This window comes from Limosilactobacillus sp. (assembly GCF_051873035.1).
Taxonomy (GTDB): domain Bacteria; phylum Bacillota; class Bacilli; order Lactobacillales; family Lactobacillaceae; genus Limosilactobacillus.
Genome location: NZ_JBJEEL010000055.1, coordinates 21561 through 38060 on the forward strand (window position 1 = coordinate 21561; position 16500 = coordinate 38060).

The 16500-nt window shown below is 47.4% G+C and carries 17 protein-coding genes; all 17 read left to right on the forward strand.

The window, feature by feature from the left end; all coding sequences use genetic code 11:
• Positions 1 to 18: 18 nt before the first annotated feature.
• The 17 genes from ftsZ to ACI31H_RS05495 all read left to right on the forward strand — a co-directional run bounded on the left by ftsZ (position 19) and on the right by ACI31H_RS05495 (position 16340).
• Positions 19 to 1269 (forward strand): cell division protein FtsZ, encoded by a 1251-nt coding sequence (ftsZ, locus tag ACI31H_RS05415; RefSeq protein WP_439770975.1) that lies wholly within the window; start codon positions 19 to 21, stop codon positions 1267 to 1269.
• A gap of 81 nt (positions 1270 to 1350) precedes the next feature.
• Positions 1351 to 1776, forward strand: a complete 426-nt coding sequence (locus ACI31H_RS05420) for a cell division protein SepF (RefSeq protein ID WP_439770976.1) — start codon at positions 1351 to 1353, stop codon at positions 1774 to 1776.
• 10 nt (positions 1777 to 1786) lie between these two features.
• Positions 1787 to 2047, forward strand: a complete 261-nt coding sequence (locus ACI31H_RS05425; protein WP_439770977.1) for a YggT family protein — start codon at positions 1787 to 1789, stop codon at positions 2045 to 2047.
• 1 nt (position 2048) lies between these two features.
• Positions 2049 to 2831 (forward strand): RNA-binding protein, encoded by a 783-nt coding sequence (locus ACI31H_RS05430; protein WP_439770978.1) that lies wholly within the window; start codon positions 2049 to 2051, stop codon positions 2829 to 2831.
• A gap of 15 nt (positions 2832 to 2846) precedes the next feature.
• Entirely contained in the window at positions 2847 to 3608 is a 762-nt protein-coding gene (locus ACI31H_RS05435) for a DivIVA domain-containing protein (RefSeq protein WP_439770979.1), read from the forward strand.
• A gap of 295 nt (positions 3609 to 3903) precedes the next feature.
• The gene (gene ileS / locus ACI31H_RS05440) at positions 3904 to 6699 is read left to right on the forward strand and encodes an isoleucine--tRNA ligase (protein WP_439770993.1); all 2796 of its coding nucleotides are present in this window, start codon (positions 3904 to 3906) and stop codon (positions 6697 to 6699) included.
• Positions 6700 to 6813: 114 nt separating this feature from the next.
• A complete protein-coding gene (locus ACI31H_RS05445; protein ID WP_439770980.1) occupies positions 6814 to 7017 on the forward strand; it encodes a cold-shock protein in 204 nt (67 codons plus the stop codon).
• A gap of 11 nt (positions 7018 to 7028) precedes the next feature.
• Positions 7029 to 7583 carry an NUDIX hydrolase gene (locus ACI31H_RS05450; RefSeq protein ID WP_439770981.1) on the forward strand — a complete coding sequence of 185 codons (555 nt, stop codon included), beginning with the start codon at positions 7029 to 7031 and terminating at the stop codon, positions 7581 to 7583.
• Positions 7573 to 7851 carry a hypothetical protein gene (locus ACI31H_RS05455; RefSeq protein WP_439770982.1) on the forward strand — a complete coding sequence of 93 codons (279 nt, stop codon included), beginning with the start codon at positions 7573 to 7575 and terminating at the stop codon, positions 7849 to 7851. Before ACI31H_RS05450 ends, ACI31H_RS05455 begins: the two co-directional genes overlap by 11 nt.
• Positions 7852 to 7865: 14 nt before the next feature.
• Positions 7866 to 8564, forward strand: a complete 699-nt coding sequence (locus ACI31H_RS05460) for a 5'-methylthioadenosine/adenosylhomocysteine nucleosidase (RefSeq protein ID WP_439770983.1) — start codon at positions 7866 to 7868, stop codon at positions 8562 to 8564.
• A 21-nt stretch (positions 8565 to 8585) separates the two neighbouring features.
• On the forward strand, positions 8586 to 9752 hold the full coding sequence (locus ACI31H_RS05465) for a cysteine desulfurase family protein (protein ID WP_439770984.1): 1167 nt from the start codon (positions 8586 to 8588) through the stop codon (positions 9750 to 9752).
• A 1-nt stretch (position 9753) separates the two neighbouring features.
• On the forward strand, positions 9754 to 10104 hold the full coding sequence (locus ACI31H_RS05470; RefSeq protein ID WP_439770985.1) for a DUF1831 domain-containing protein: 351 nt from the start codon (positions 9754 to 9756) through the stop codon (positions 10102 to 10104).
• 102 nt (positions 10105 to 10206) lie between these two features.
• Positions 10207 to 11340, forward strand: a complete 1134-nt coding sequence (gene mnmA / locus ACI31H_RS05475) for a tRNA 2-thiouridine(34) synthase MnmA (RefSeq protein ID WP_439770986.1) — start codon at positions 10207 to 10209, stop codon at positions 11338 to 11340.
• Positions 11341 to 11462: 122 nt separating this feature from the next.
• Complete coding sequence (locus ACI31H_RS05480) at positions 11463 to 12119, forward strand: histidine phosphatase family protein (protein WP_439770987.1); 657 nt, start codon at positions 11463 to 11465, stop codon at positions 12117 to 12119.
• Between the two features lie 13 nt (positions 12120 to 12132).
• Complete coding sequence (locus ACI31H_RS05485; RefSeq protein ID WP_439770988.1) at positions 12133 to 12819, forward strand: tetratricopeptide repeat protein; 687 nt, start codon at positions 12133 to 12135, stop codon at positions 12817 to 12819.
• Between the two features lie 20 nt (positions 12820 to 12839).
• The gene (recD2, locus tag ACI31H_RS05490) at positions 12840 to 15284 is read left to right on the forward strand and encodes an SF1B family DNA helicase RecD2 (RefSeq protein WP_439770989.1); all 2445 of its coding nucleotides are present in this window, start codon (positions 12840 to 12842) and stop codon (positions 15282 to 15284) included.
• Between the two features lie 81 nt (positions 15285 to 15365).
• Positions 15366 to 16340 carry a ribose-phosphate diphosphokinase gene (locus ACI31H_RS05495; RefSeq protein WP_439770990.1) on the forward strand — a complete coding sequence of 325 codons (975 nt, stop codon included), beginning with the start codon at positions 15366 to 15368 and terminating at the stop codon, positions 16338 to 16340.
• Positions 16341 to 16500: the final 160 nt, after the last annotated feature.

A 16500-nucleotide genomic window follows, 5' to 3' on the forward strand; every position in this document is an offset into this window, starting at 1 on the left:
GACGGAGGAAAGATTTCTATGGACAACGAGGCAATGGATAATGAATTTGGTGGCGCACGTATCAAGGTAATCGGTGTTGGTGGCGGTGGCGGTAACGCCGTTAACCGGATGATCAAAGAAAAGGTCCAGGGGGTTGATTTCATTGTCGCCAACACGGATCGGCAGGCATTAAATAACTCGCAGGCATCAACTAAGATCCAATTAGGCCCTAAGCTGACCAAGGGTCTTGGTGCTGGTTCTAAGCCAGAGGTTGGTGAAAAGGCCGCCCAAGAAAGTGAAGAAGCAATCAAAAAGGTACTGGAAGGTGCAGACATGGTCTTCATTACTGCCGGAATGGGTGGTGGTACCGGGACCGGTGCCGCACCAGTGGTTGCTAAGTTAGCTAAGGATAGTGGTGCTCTAACGGTTGGTGTTGTAACGCGGCCATTCTCCTTTGAGGGTCCACGGCGGGGTAAGTACGCGGTAGAAGGTATCAATAAATTAAAGTCCAACGTTGATACTTTGATCATCGTTGCTAACAACCGTTTACTGGAAATGATTGATAAGAAGACCCCGATGATGGAAGCATTTAAGGAAGCCGATAATGTTTTACGGCAAGGTGTTCAAGGGATCTCTGACCTGATCGTTACCCCAGGGTACATCAACCTGGACTTTGCTGATATTAAGACCTTGATGTCTAACCAGGGAGCAGCGCTGATGGGGGTTGGCTCCTCAACCGGTGAAAACCGGGCTACTGAGGCCACCAAGAAGGCTATTTCATCACCGTTGCTTGAATTATCAATCGATGGTGCTCAACACGTTTTGATGGACATTACTGGTAGTGAAGATATGGCTATGTATGAAGCACAGGAAGCTTCAGACGTCATTAAACAGGCTGCCGGGACCAATGTTGATATTTCATTTGGGATGTCACTAGATAAGAATATGGGTGATGAAGTTCGGGTAACGGTCATTGCTACCGGGATCGACAAGCCGAAGAAGAGTCAGCCAAGTCGGCCAGCGGCTAATAATCGTCCGGCTCAAAGTACACCGCAAAATCCAACCACTGCAAGTAGTGAACCACGGAATACCGCTAGTGATCCATTTGATGGTTGGAACGACCCAACAGCGGATACTAATGATCGTGACGTCAACGAGAATTTGGATAATCAATTCTCCAATGTTGATAAGCCAGAGTTTAACGTGTTTAATGATGACACTGCTAATTCGGATGACAATGACGATACAAACCTGTCGACACCACCGTTCTTTAAGAACCGTCGGCAATAATTTAAACAATTCGGGGGAGTGGTTTAACATCGGTTAGATTGCGCTCCCCCTTTTAATAATTCAAGAAAGGAAGGATATGCAATGGCAGCTAACTTTTTAAAGAGTTTATTCGGCGATGATGAAGTTGAACAAGATGATTATTATGATAATGACCAGCCAGCACCGCGAAGCGAAGGAAATAATAAGGTAGTTTCCTTTAGCGAAGGCCAGGCACACGCTAGCCAACGGGTTAGCCAAATTTCGCTGTACGAGCCGCGGATGTATGCGGATGTTAAGCAGATTGCCTCGCAGCTGCTTGCTAACCGGGCCATCGTGGTTAACTTTACACAAATGGATAGTAAGGCGGCTGCACGGATGGTAGATTTTTTAAACGGGACGGTTTTTGCTATTAACGGTGAGATGAAACGGATCGGCAAGGAAATTTTCCTGTGTGCACCGAATAATTTTGAAGTATCTGGTAACCTGTCGAGTAATTTGAAGACAGAGGCGGACCACTTTAACGACTAAGGAGGTAAGCATGGTCGCTTTTATACTGGGGATTTTAAATACCCTCATCAATGCTTATATTTGGGTAATCGTGATTTGGTGTCTATTATCATGGTTTCCCAATGCACGTGGCACACGGCTAGGTGAGCTTATTGACCGCCTGGTAGAACCGTATATGCACTGGTTTGACTTTATTCCACCACTAGGGGGAATTAGTTTTTCACCGGTAGTAGCGATTTTCGTGTTGTACATGGTTCAAAATGGCTTAGCGGCCTTGGGACACTTTATTTAAAATGGAAGAAAATATTAAGCAACACTTTCGGCCTAGTGAAGCACCGTTAATTGACCAGGTTGCCGACTGGATTAGTACCGCTGTGGGCCAGTACCGGCCCGTTTTAACGTCCTTTCTAAATCCCCGGCAACGTTACATTGCACAGACGATGGTAAACCGGGAAGATGATGTTCAGCTGGCCAGTGATGGTGGCTGGTCAGGTGCGGAGATGCAACGATTATTGTTTTATCCAAGCTATTATCAGCCCCCAAAAGCAGATTTTGAGTTAGTAGTGCTAGAGGTCGATTATCCGACCAAGTTTATTGAACTTCACCACCGGCAAATTATGGGGACGTTAATTGGTGAAGGATTAGAACGCAGCGCTTTTGGCGATATTCTTGGTGCTGATGGTCGCTGGCAAGTGGTTGTTACGACTGCCATGGCCAAATACTTACGGGCTAATGTTCGCCATATTGGCCGTGCTAAAATTAAGTGGCAGCTGGTTGATGATTCGGCGATCCTTCACCCGGTGGAGGATTGGGAAGAAGTCACAACGACGGTCTCGTCACTGCGGTTAGATGCGGTAGTGGCGGCGGGCTTTAATTATTCACGTAACCGTGCCAAACAGTTGGTTGAGCACGGTCTCGTGCGGCTAAATTGGGAGACCGTGACCCGGCCGGATGACCTGGTTGTTAAGCACGACTTAATTTCGGTCCGGCACGGTGGTCGGATCAGGATCGATGCGGATAATGGACAGACGCGGAAGCAAAAAGAAAAAGTAGTATTATCGGTGGTTCATGCATAAATTGGAGGAATAACAATGGGGCTAACTGTTAAAGATATTAATGAACAACAATTTTCAACGAAGATGCGGGGCTTTAATCAAGATGAAGTTCGTCGGTTTATTGAGCAGGTTTCACAGACGGTTCAGGAACTGACCGAAGAAAATCATGCGCTTAAGGAAACTGTTAAGGCGGATGAGGGAAAGCTGAAGTACTTTAGCGAGTTAAAGGATTCGTTAAACAAGTCAATCCTCGTGGCCCAGGAAGCGGCGGATAAGGTTAAGGGAAATGCTAAACGGGAAGCTGATATCATGGTTCGTGAGGCCCAAAAGCAGGCCACCGATATTGTTTCGGAGGCTAATGAGAAGTCGAACCAGGTAATTGAACAGAGTGTTGAAGAGACTCGTAAGCTCACTACGGAAACCAACGATCTCAAAAAGCAAACCCGTATTTTCCGCCAACGTCTCCAGGTAATGCTTGAATCACAGTTAGAGGTCGTCAGAAGTGACGAATGGGATAAGTTACTAGCAGATGATGATTTAGGACAATACAATGAAATTCAAAAGATCTTAGGTCAGAACCTTGACAAGGATTCATCTGCCAGTGTAGAATCAACAACAATTAGTTCGACACCGACCGTTAGTCCAGCTGGAGTCGCTGATCAACCAGCAGTTGAACCTACTAGTTCGACTGCCGACAGTCAGAGTGAGTTAGCAGGTGCTTCTTCAACACCAGCCCAGCCGGTTGATTCGGGTGAGACGGTAGTAGTCTTCCCGGACAGCGATCAGGATCAGAACTAGCACCAATTAAGTATTGAACTACCAAATAAAATGTTGAAGAGAAGTGGAGTCAACTGTTAATACCCAAGCGAGTCAGCGGCTGGTGAGAGGCTGATGGTATTACTGGCTCCTGATCATCTCGGAGTGTCAAGTACGAATTAAGTAGTCTTGACCGGCCCATTACCGTTATTCAATGACTTGAGGAGGCTAATTTGGCCTTAAAAATGGGTGGTACCACGAGCGCTTCGTCCCTGTACGGATGGAGCGCTTTTTTATTTTAGTGGTTCAATATGGCAACGAGAAAGGAGTAATTGTCATGCGGGTTAAGGATACATTAAACCTGGGCCGGACTAAGTTCCCGATGCGGGGGAAATTACCGGTGACTGAAGCTAAGCGTGAGCAGCTTTGGGAAGAAAATAAAGTTTATCAACTACGGCAAAAGTTAAACGAGGGGAAACCAACGTTTGTTCTCCACGATGGCCCTCCGTACGCCAATGGAAACATTCACATTGGTCACGCCATGAACAAGATTTCCAAGGACTTCATTATCCGTTATAAGTCCATGTCTGGCTACCGGGCCCCGTATGTTCCTGGTTGGGATACCCACGGTTTGCCAATTGAGCACCAACTGACTAAGGCTGGCTATGACCGCAAGAAGATGTCAACATCTGAATTCCGGGACCTTTGTCGTAAGTACGCCTTAGAACAGGTTGACAAGCAACGGACCGACTTTAAGCGGCTCGGGGTTAGCGGTGAATGGGACCACCCTTACTTGACCTTGGATAAGGAGTTTGAAGCGGCTCAGATCCGGGTCTTTGGTGAATTTGCCAAGAAGGGCTTACTCTACCAGGCGAAGAAACCAGTTTACTGGTCATGGTCATCAGAATCAGCCCTGGCAGAAGCCGAGGTTGAATACCATGACGTGGTTGCCAAGACGGCCTTCTTTGCCGAACAAATTAAAGATGGTAAGGGAATTTTAGATGACAACACCTACCTGGTTGTTTGGACCACGACACCATGGACAGTGCCGGCCTCAGAAGCCGTAGCGGTAAATGCAAAATTTGACTATTCCGTCGTTAAGCCAGCTGGTGACGACCGGCAATTTGTCATCGGGACGGAATTACTGGCCGGTGTTGCTGAAAAGCTCGGCTGGGAAGACTACGAAGTCGTTAAGCACCTGACTGGGGATGACCTGGACGGGATGGTTACTAAGCACCCATACCTAGACCGGGATATCTTAGTGGGGACGGCTGATTACGTTACCGCCGATGCCGGTACTGGCCTGGTCCACACCGCTCCTGGTTACGGGGATGATGACTACCACTTCGGTTTGGACCACGACTTGCCAATCTTTGCCCCAATTAACGACCAAGGGGTACTGACCAAGGAGAATGGTGCCGACTTTGATGGTGTCTTCTACCAAGACGCGGATGATATTTCGCTGAAGAAGTTGGAAGAAGTTGGCTCACTCTTGCTGGAAGAACCACTCAAGCACTCCTACCCATTTGACTGGCGGACCAAGAAGCCGATCATTTTCCGGGCTACTGACCAATGGTTCGTTTCCATTGACAAGATGCGGCAAGACATCCTGGATGCCTTAGAAGACGTTGACTACAAGCCAGCTTGGGGTAAGGTTCGGCTCCGCAACATGATTAAGGACCGTGGTGACTGGGTAATTTCTCGGCAACGGGTTTGGGGTGTCCCACTACCGATCTTCTACGCTGAAGATGGGACACCGATCATGGAAGAAGAAACGATTAACCACGTGGCGGACCTGTTTGCTGAGTACGGTTCAAACGTTTGGTTTGACCGTGATGCTAAGGACCTCTTGCCAGAAGGTTACACTAATGAACACTCACCGCACGGAAAATTTACTAAGGAAACCGACATCATGGACGTTTGGTTTGACTCCGGTTCTTCCCACCAGGGTGTGCTGGCCGAACGTGACTACCTGACTTACCCCGCTGACCTTTACCTGGAAGGTTCTGACCAGTACCGTGGTTGGTTCAATTCCAGTCTGATTACGAGCGTGGTTTGCTCTGGTAAGGCCCCTTATAAGGGGATCGTTTCCCAAGGATTTACCCTGGATAAGAAGGGTAAGAAGATGTCGAAGTCGATGGGGAACGTAATTGATCCAAATAAGGTTGTTAAGCAGGTGGGGGCTGAAATTATCCGTCTGTGGGTAATGTCTGCTGATACCTCTGCTGACGTGCGGGTTTCCATGGGCACCTTCCAACAGATTTCCGAAGCTTACCGTAAGCTACGGAACACTTTCCGCTTCTTGCTGGCTAATACCGGTGACTTTAACCCCGCCGAAAATACTGTTTCCTACGGCAAGATGGCTAGTGTTGACCAGTACATGATGGTTAAGTTAAACCACTTCTTGAAGCAGATGCGGAACTACTTTGACGACTACAACTTCTTGGACGCTTACAAGCTGTTAATCAACTTTGTTAACAACGACCTGTCAGCCTTCTACATGAACCTGGCGAAGGACGTCCTTTACATTGAACCAGCAGATTCTGCTGCCCGGCGTTCAATGCAGACGGTCTTCTATAACATCTTGTTGACGATGGTGAAGCTCTTAACCCCAATCCTTCCTCACACCACTGAAGAAGTATGGGAATACATGGATGAACCAGAACAATTTGCCCAATTAACTGAAATTCCGGACCCACGAACCTTCGATAACGAAGAAGAACTACTTAATAAATGGAACCAATTCATGGAAATTCGTTCCCATGTTTTGAAGGGCCTGGAAGAAGCCCGGAATGACAAGCAAATTGGTAAGTCCTTAGAGGCGCAAGTTGACCTCTACTTAGATGAAAACCAGCAAAAGCTTGTTGACAGTTTGAATGAAAATGTTGCCCTCCTCTTGGGTGTTTCGGCATTACACATTCACCCACTGGCAGAAGCCGGGGATGATGCGGACCAGTACAACGATGGAGTTGCCGTTAAGGTTTCGCCAGCGCAAGGGGAAACTTGTTCACGTTGCCGGATGGTCAAAGAGGACGTGGGGACTGATGATGCTTACCCAATGCTGTGTGCTCGCTGTGCCAAGATTGTCCGGGAAAACTTCCCTGAAACAGTTACTGAGGGACTCGAAAAGTAAAAATTCGTTATAAAAATGACCGTCGCACTGTCAATCAATGACAATCATTTTGTGGCGGTGTAAAATACCAAGTGACGCTTGTTGCTTGGTATTTTTATTTTAGTAGGTGAAAGAATGCTTAAAGGTAAAGTAAAGAGCTTTGATGAGCAAAAGGGATGGGGCTTTATCACGGTTCCCCACGAAGGCGAAATCTTTGTTCATTACAGCGGAATTGAAGGAAACCACCGGTGGGTCTTGCATCCCGGTGAAGAGGTGACCCTCGTGGTCGTTCAAGGTAAGAAGGGACCCCAAGCAGCACATGTCCGTGTAATTAGGTAGGGGGTAGAAAAATGCAATTTGAAGAAAAAATGCTCAGTACTAAAACGGTTTTTAAAGGGCACTTAATTAATGTTGAGGTCCAGCAGGTTAAGACTCCCCAGGGAAATATTGCCCAACGTGAGATTGTCCACCATGCACCTGCTGTAGCCTTATTAGCAATAACTGCTGATAATAAGATGATCCTAGAAAAACAGTGGCGGTCGCCAATTGCTAAGACGACGCTCGAAATCCCAGCGGGAAAAGTTGACTCGCGGGATGAAAATAGTGCCCGTCATGCGGCTGTTCGTGAATTGAATGAGGAAACTCGCTACCAGGCGGACCAAATTAAAAAACTTTCCAGTTTCTATACCTCGGTCGGCTGCATGGATGAATATATGACCTTATACCTAGCAACCGGATTGCGGCCCGTCGATAAAGAACTACCGCAGGATCAGGATGAACAACTGGTCCTCCAAACGGTAACGCTTGACCAAGCACTAGCAATGATTGACAGCGGTGAAATTGAGGATGCCAAAACAGTGATGGCAATTTACTACTGGCAAGGAATGAAGAAGAATGGACAATAAGCAACGGCCCCTAAATGAAGAACAGTTATCCCGGAAGGAATACCGGGAACAACTAGAACGACAACGTCACCATCAGGGGACTGACGACTCAAGAGATGACGAGGCAAGTGAGCTAGCGTCAATTGGCCGGCAGCAGTTCGCTGATGACCGTAAAGAACAAGATGCAGAGCAAAAGACGGCGGTACTTAAACGAAAATTGAATATCGCAATTATCGGTTTAATTATCGCCATCGTAATTGTTTACCTAATTTTATTTTATGTTGGTTAAAGAGGAGTGGAAAAATGCGTTTCGGAATTATCTGTGCAATGCCTGAAGAAATTAAAGAATTAAAGGCTCAATTAACCGGTGAAGAGGTCAAAGAAATTGGTGGTAAGAAGTACTACTTCGGTAAGATTTCAGATCAAGAGGTCGTCCTATGTGAATCAGGAATCGGGAAGGTAGAAGCCGGAATTACTACCGAGCACCTGATTACCGATTGTGGTGCCGACGTCGTAATTAACTCTGGTTCTGCCGGTGGGATTGGTACGGGTCTCCACGTGGGGGATGTCGTTATCTCAACCGAAACGGCCTACCATGACGTCGATGCCACTGCCTTTGACTACCGGTATGGCCAATTGCCGGGGAAAGAACCACGCTTTGCTGCTTCGGAAAGGTGGGGGAAGGCCCTCGAAAAGGCCGGTGAACAGACCGGTTTAAGTATCAAACGGGGATTAATTGTTTCTGGTGACCAATTTATCGCTAGCAAGGAGGCAATTGCTGCTATCTTAAAGCACTTCCCAGATGCGCTTTCTAGTGAAATGGAAGGGGCTGCGGTTGGTCAGGTGGCAACTGACCACCAAGTACCATACGTGGTGGTACGGGCGATGTCTGATACCGGTGATGAGGATGCCGGTGTCAGCTTTGACGACTTTATTATTGATGCCGGTAAGCGGTCGGCCCAGATGCTTTTACAACTCTTTAGTGATCTAGCAGCGAAGTAGGAAGGAAGTTAAGTTTTAACCATGAAGGAAATTTACTTGGACAATGCGGCAACGACGCCAATGACGCCCGAAGTAATTGATGAGATGACGGCCCGAATGAAGGATACCTGGGGGAACGCCTCAACCGGTTATTCTTACGGCCGGCAAGCAAAGTTAGTGCTAGAAAATAGCCGCCACATCCTTGCCCAAAGTATTAATGCTGACGACAACGAAATTGTAATTACCAGTGGCGGGACCGAAAGCGATAATACTGCGATCTTGCAAACGGCCTTTGCTCGGCAGAAGCTAGGCAAACATATTATTACGACGGCAATTGAACACGAGGCGGTCCTCAAACCCCTGCATTTTCTTGAGGAACACGGCTTCGAAGTTACCTACCTGCCGGTTGATGAACACGGTAATATTTCCTTGGCTGATTTTAAGGCGGCCCTGCGTGACGATACGATTTTAGTGACAATCATGTCGGGAAATAACGAAGTTGGTAGTCGAATGCCAATTCATGAAATTGGTGAGATCTTGGCAGACCACCAGGCTTGGTTCCACACCGACGCGGTCCAGGCCTATGGGCTCTTACCAATTGATGTCAAGCGCGACCATATCGACCTATTATCGACCTCGGCGCATAAGCTAAACGGGCCGAAGATGATGGGCTTCTTGTACCGGCGCGATGGAGTTAACTTCCCCAGCTACCTTAAGGGGGGCGACCAGGAGACCAAACGCCGGGCTGGAACCGAAAACGTACCAGCAGTGGCCGCCTTTGCGAAGGCGGTGGAACTAGACACGCCCGAAGAAAAGGAACGTCGCCAGGCCCGCTACTACCACTTCAAGCAAAAGATCGTCCAAGGATTGCGTGACCATGATATTGATTTTGCCGTCAATGGTGAAATTAAGCCCGATAATTTAAACCACGTTTTCAATCTTTGGTTTAAGGGCATCTCGACTTACGTAATGCAAACTGATCTGGACCTAGCTGGAATTGCGGTTTCCGGTGGTTCTGCTTGTACCGCCGGCAGTATCGAACCATCACATGTGCTAACGGCGATGTTTGGCCCGGACAGTCCCCGGATTAGTGAGTCGATTCGAATCAGCTTTGGGGCATTAAACACTGATGAAGATATTGATAAATTGATTGCGGCAATCGTTAAGATCGTTAACAAGTTAAAGCAAATTGATGGGGGGCTGAACTAAAATGGAATTTACGAAGAGTGTGCGCTTGCCGGGTGACCAAGTGACCTATACCATTAGTCCAGAGATTAAGAAGTACACCTTGATTGATCTCGGCTTTGAGCAAACCCGGCGGGGTAACTTTGAATATAAGGGGAGTCTTGATACCGATAATCCCTTCAAGCCGGTTGCCCGCCTACGTATTTTGATTAATGCCGACCTGGATGGCTTTAAGATGGAAACCGTTACCGGTAATGGGGCCCGCAAAATCAACATCTTTAACCACCAACGTTCAGCCGAATTTGTTGAACAATTACACTTTATTTTAAAAGAAATGCTGACAAGAAACGTCTTTATAAGTAGTGAGCAAAAATAAGTGCAGGGACTAGCGCTTTTTGTTACAATAGACGACACTGGATGCATGCGACCTTCAATCGTAGATTATTCCAGAATCTATTTGAAATGATGGTGATAAAAGATGACTGACCACAGCCACACGCGTGTTGTTGTCGGCATGAGCGGGGGCGTTGACTCCTCCGTAACTGCACTGCTATTAAAGCGGCAGGGTTATGATGTTGTTGGTGTCTTCATGAAGAACTGGGACGATACCGACGAAAATGGTGTTTGTACTGCCACTGAAGACTATAAGGACGTTGCTAAAGTAGCGTCTAAGATTGGAATCCCTTACTATTCCGTTAACTTTGAAAAGGAGTATTGGGACCGGGTTTTCAAGTATTTCATTGCTGAATACAAGAAGGGACGGACACCTAACCCGGACGTGATCTGCAATAAGGAGATCAAGTTTAAGGCCTTTATCGAATATGCTAACCAGTTAGGGGCGGACTATGTAGCTACCGGTCATTACGCTGATTTAAAACGGGACGCTGACGGCCGGATGCACTTGATGCGTGCTGCCGATCAGCATAAGGACCAGACCTATTTCCTGAGTCAGCTGGACTACCAGCAGTTAGATAAGGTAATGTTCCCACTGGCCAACTACACGAAGCCTGAGATCCGTAAGATTGCCAAGGAGGCCGGTTTGGCAACTGCTGATAAGAAGGATTCCGTGGGAATTTGCTTCATCGGTGAAGATGGGCACTTCCGTGAATTCTTAAGCCAATACATCCCTGCCCAGCCGGGTAATATGGAGACGGTTGATGGTAAGGTTGTCGGCCAGCACATGGGCCTGATGTATTACACCATTGGTCAACGGCGGGGCCTCGGTCTCGGTGGCAATAAGGAAAGCAATGAACCTTGGTTTGTCATTGGCAAGGACATCAAGAAGAACGTCTTGTACGTGGGACAGGGCTACCATAATGAGCACCTGTATGCAACCCACCTTGATGCTAGCGATATTCACTGGGTCGATGACGTGGTTAGCCGTTATGGTCATGACTTCCACTGCACGGCAAAATTCCGTTACCGGCAAAAGGATGTGGGCGTGACTGCTCACCTTGCTGCTGATGGTCAGACCGTCACCGTTGAGTTTGATGATCCAGCCCGGGCAATTACACCTGGCCAGGCGGTTGTCTTCTACGATGGTGAAGAGTGCCTAGGTAGTGCGATCATTGATCGGGCCTACAATGGCGCACGGCAGCTGCAGTATGTTTAATTAGACATAGTTTAAAAAAGGGGAAGCAATTGGGCTTCCCCACTTATACATATTCAAAATCAAGTGTGAACAATCCAGTAATTTTCTGGTAAGATATTAAATAAAAAGGTCTGCGATTAATAATGACAAAAGTGTACTTAATCCGTCATGGAAAAACTGAATGGAACTTAGAATCCCGCTATCAGGGGGCGCATGGGGATTCACCCCTGCTCCCCCAAAGTTATCAGGAGATTAAATTATTAGCGGCTTACTTACGGCCAGTTCACTTTGCGCATGCTTATGCGAGTCCACTTAAGCGTGCCCGTGTGACCGCTGAACAGTTGATCGAACACCTCGATCAACCGGTCCGGCTGACGATCGATAGTCGCTTGATGGAGTTTAACCTGGGACAGATGGAAGGGATGCACTTCGCCGACGTGGCTAAGAAGTGGCCTGAGGAGTTAAAGAATTTCCGTCACCATCCGGACCAGTATAATGAACAGGCGACGGGGAGTGAAAGCTTTGCCCAGGTAATTGACCGGGTTGGTTCAGCCATTAAGGAGTTTTGTCGTTTAAACCCGGCCAGTAACATTTTAGTGGTTTCACATGGTGCCGCCCTGAATGCAACCATTAATGCCCTAGTCGGGACACCGTTAGCCCACTTAAAGGATCGGGGAGGTTTAAGTAATACCTCGACGACAATCTTAGAGACGACGGATGCAGAACACTTTACGTTGGAACAGTGGAATGAGACATCCTATTTGCATAAGACAAAGGTTGACCCAACTGATACCATTTAATGAGGTGACTGTGATGACTGATAAAAAAGATTTTAAAGATAGCAAGAAACGTGAGACGGAGAAGTTAGTTCACAAGTTAATTCAGGCAATTGATGAACACCCAGATAAGGTCAATAATTATTACGACCTCGGTTCATTATTAACCCGCCTCAATGACTATCAACAAGCAGAAGAGCTTTTTATGAAGGCACTGGGGATTTTTGAAGCCAAGGCCGACCAGTCGGCAATTGATCTTTTAAACTATGGTTTGGGAAATCTCTACTATGAAGTTGGGAAGACCGATAAGGCCATTGCCCTTTATAACAAGATCACCGATAAAAAGTTAAAGGCGGATTCGTACCTAATGTTGGCTCAAAGCTATATGAAGAAGGGGCTACACAAGCAGGCAGTGGCTTACGGAATCACGGCCCACGAGTTACGGCAAGAAGATCCGGAAATTAACCAAGTACTGGGTGATTCATTGCTGGCTTTGGGTGAGTTTACAACGGCGAAAAAGTATTACGATGCAATTTTGAAATACCACCCGGGTCGGGCCGATACGCAATTTAACCGTGGAATCGTTGCAATGGTACTGTGCGAACCATACCAGGACTACTTAGCCCAGGCTAAGCAGCTTAATCCAGCCTACTACGCGAAGAGTGAGCAACGGTTGGCAGAAATTGAAAAGACCCTGCGGACTACCCAAGGAAAAAATAAATAATTGGAGAAAGGATGACTTCAATGGCAACTGAAATGGACTTATTCAAGACGCCGACGGAGCCGTCTTTTTTTATTGGCCAAGTCCAGTCGGAAATTTTTACGAGCCCCGACTCCTTTTATAAGGTACTGGCGGTGTCAGTAGAAGAGGCGAACTTTGACTGGTCAGAAAACGAAATCACCGTAACGGGCAGCTTTGGTGACCTTAGTGATGATCAAACCTACCGTTTTGAGGGACAATTAATCGAACATCCCCGCTATGGCTGGCAGTTTCAGGCCAATTCCTACCACGTCAACCAACCAACGAGTCGGGCCGGACTAGTCGAATACTTGGCCAGTAAGCAGTTCCCAGGAGTGGGGCAGAAAACCGCGGAAAAGGTTGTCGATGCCTTAGGGACGAATGCAATTGATAAGATTAGTGCCGATCCGCACGTACTAGATGGTCTTCAATTACGGTCGGCAATCAAGAAATCATTAATAGAGAACCTGCAGGCTAGTCAAGGACTGGACCAGGTGATTATTGGTCTTAATGACTATGGCTTTGGAAGTAACTTGATTAGTAGCATTGTTGACCGGTATGGTGATGAAGCGCTGCACATCATTAGTGAAAACCCCTACCAGCTAGCAACGGATATTGACGGGATTAGCTTTAAACGCGCGGATCAGGTCGCCCGTAAGGTTGGAATTAAGGCCGACGACCCCCGGCGGATTACGGCAGCGATTACCCAGTCGCTAGATGATTTAACGATGGCCACCGGCGACACCTATACCAGTGCCCAACCCCTCCTAGTGAATGCCCAGCGGTTACTAAATGAAGGTGGTGGACAACTGGTACCGCCGGCCGTAATTGCCGATCAGATTGTCCAGCTGGAAAAGAACCGGCAGATTAACTATGAGCAGGAGCGCTTGTATCCCACCCCACTCTATAAGGCTGAATACCAAATCGCCGATCATCTTAACCGGCTGATGACCGCAAAGGTGTCGACAGTAGCGGAGGAGACGATTACTAAGACCCTCCACCATGTAGAAGCAGAGAGTGGTATTCAATATGATCAGGTTCAGGTCCAGGCGATTAAAACGGCCCTCAATAACAAGGTACTGCTATTGACCGGGGGCCCCGGCACCGGGAAGACGACTATTATTCGCGGAATCGTAGAATGCTATGCTAAGGTTCACCAGCTATCACTGGATATTGACCAGTATAAGGAGAAAAACTTCCCAATCCTACTGGCGGCCCCAACCGGTCGCGCCGCCAAACGAATGAGTGAAGCGACCGACCTCCCGGCTAGTACGATTCACCGCTTGTTAGGCCTTAACGGACGGGAATTGCCGACGGACCTTAATGCACGGGATCTAAAGGGGTCGCTGCTGATTGTTGACGAAATGTCGATGGTGGATACGTTACTGTTTAAAACCCTGGTCCAATCAGTTCCCACCACGATGCACGTCGTCTTGGTGGGGGATAAGGACCAGTTGCCATCCGTCGGGCCTGGTCAGGTTTTTCATGACCTGTTAGCCTTTTCCCCACTACCGAAAGTGGAATTGACTAATATTCACCGTCAGGCAGCTGACTCGACAATTATTCCACTAGCACATGCAATCAAAGAGGGGCGGGTACCGGCTGACCTCATGGCTAAAAAAGCCGATCGTTCCTTTATTCCTTGTCAGGCCTGGCAGGTACCAGACGTGGTTGAACAGATTATTAAGTTAGCACAACAGCGGGGCTTTTCGGCAACTGATGTTCAGATCTTGGCCCCCATGTACCGGGGAGCGGCGGGGGTTGATAATTTAAACGAGCTCGCTCAGGCGGTTTATAATCCACCAGCAGAAGGACGAACCGAGGCTGAATTCCGTGGTCAGACCTTTCGGGTTGGTGACAAGGTCTTACAATTAGTCAATAGTCCCGAAAATAATGTTTTTAACGGCGATATTGGTAAAATCGTGGCCATTGAAGACCAGAAGGGGAAAAAAGGGTCATCCATGACGATTGACTTTGACGGTAATGAGGTTACCTACCACCGGATGGAATGGGGGCAGCTACAATTAGCTTACGCTATTTCCATTCATAAGTCCCAGGGGAGTCAGTTCAAGATGGTGCTGTTACCGATTGTTCGCCAATTTAGTCGAATGCTCCAGCGGAACCTTATTTATACGGCGATTACCCGGGCAGCTGATAAGCTAGTACTCATGGGTGAAGCCCAGGCAGTAGCGACGGCGGTCCATACGGTGGGAACTAACCGGCACACGACCTTATTGGCACGGTTAACCGAACGTTGGCAGGGAAAAGTAGGGCAGTCAACTAAAGCATCACCGGGAAACCTAAACAAACAGCTGACAACTACTGATGATAAGAGTGATCCTCAACCAGCACTTGAAACGGGCGAGACGATTCTGACGCCAGAACTGATTGCGCGTGAAGCAGTAGACCCGTTAATTGGAATGCAGGGGATTCGGCCCCAGGATCTTTAGTTGACGAAAGTACCACTTGATTGCCAGGATAAATGTTGCGATAATAAGGCTATACACTGTTTGGAAAAAGGGAGAACAACGATGACGCAGATAAAAGATGCTCAAAATGTCCGGCTGTTTGCTTTGAATTCAAATCGACCACTGGCGGAGTCAATTGCCGATAAGATCGGCTTGCCACTCAGCAAGGCCTCGGTTAACCATTTCGCTGATGGTGAAATTAAGATTACAATTGACGAAAGTGTTCGGGGATGTGAAGTATACGTAATTCAGTCCGTCTCAGACCCGGTTAACACTAACCTGATGGAGTTACTGATTATGGTGGACGCCTTACGACGGGCGAGTGCGGCTAAAATCAACGTTGTAATGCCATACTATGGCTATGCACGGCAAGACCGTAAGGCCCGTAGTCGGGAACCAATTACGGCTAAGCTAGTTGCTAACCTATTAGAAATGGATCAGATTAACCGTTTAGTAACGATTGACCTTCATGCGGCCCAGGTTCAAGGGTTCTTTGACATCCCGGTTGACCACCTCCAGACGACTAGTCTATTTGCTGATTATTTCTACCAACGCAACCTGATTAATGACGATACTGTGGTGGTAGCCCCTGACCATGCGGGAGTAAGTTTCGCCCGGAAGTTTGCTGAACGGATTAAGGCACCGATTGCGATTATTGATAACCGGGCAGACGAAGTTCGTGAACAAACGGAACAGGTCGTTCCTGAATACGTGATTGGGGATGTGAAGGGAAAGACGGCACTGGTTGTTGATGATATTGTCGATACTGGTGTTCGGATGAAGCTATCCGCGCAGGTACTGGCCAAGTTTGGTGCTAAAAAGATTTATGGAATAGCTACGCACCCGGTTCTCTCTGGTAATGCCGTATCGGTATTACAAAATTCCCTGCTAGAAAATATTATCGTTACGGATACCATTCATTTACCTGAAGAAAAGCGGTTTGATAAGTTAGTTCAGTTGTCCGTAGCCGACCTACTGAAGGAAGCAATTGTCCGGATCCATAACCACCAGTCAATTGATACTCTCTTTAACCGTTAAAAGATAATATGGGTATCTGTCAACTGGTATTGATGGATGCCGACACCTCTCACTTAAATGTGAGAGGTGTTTTTTTACGCAAACAGACAATCAATTCTTAAAAAGAAAAACCTAAATTTCAAGAATAAGTTAGCCACTGGACTCAAATAAATAATACTGA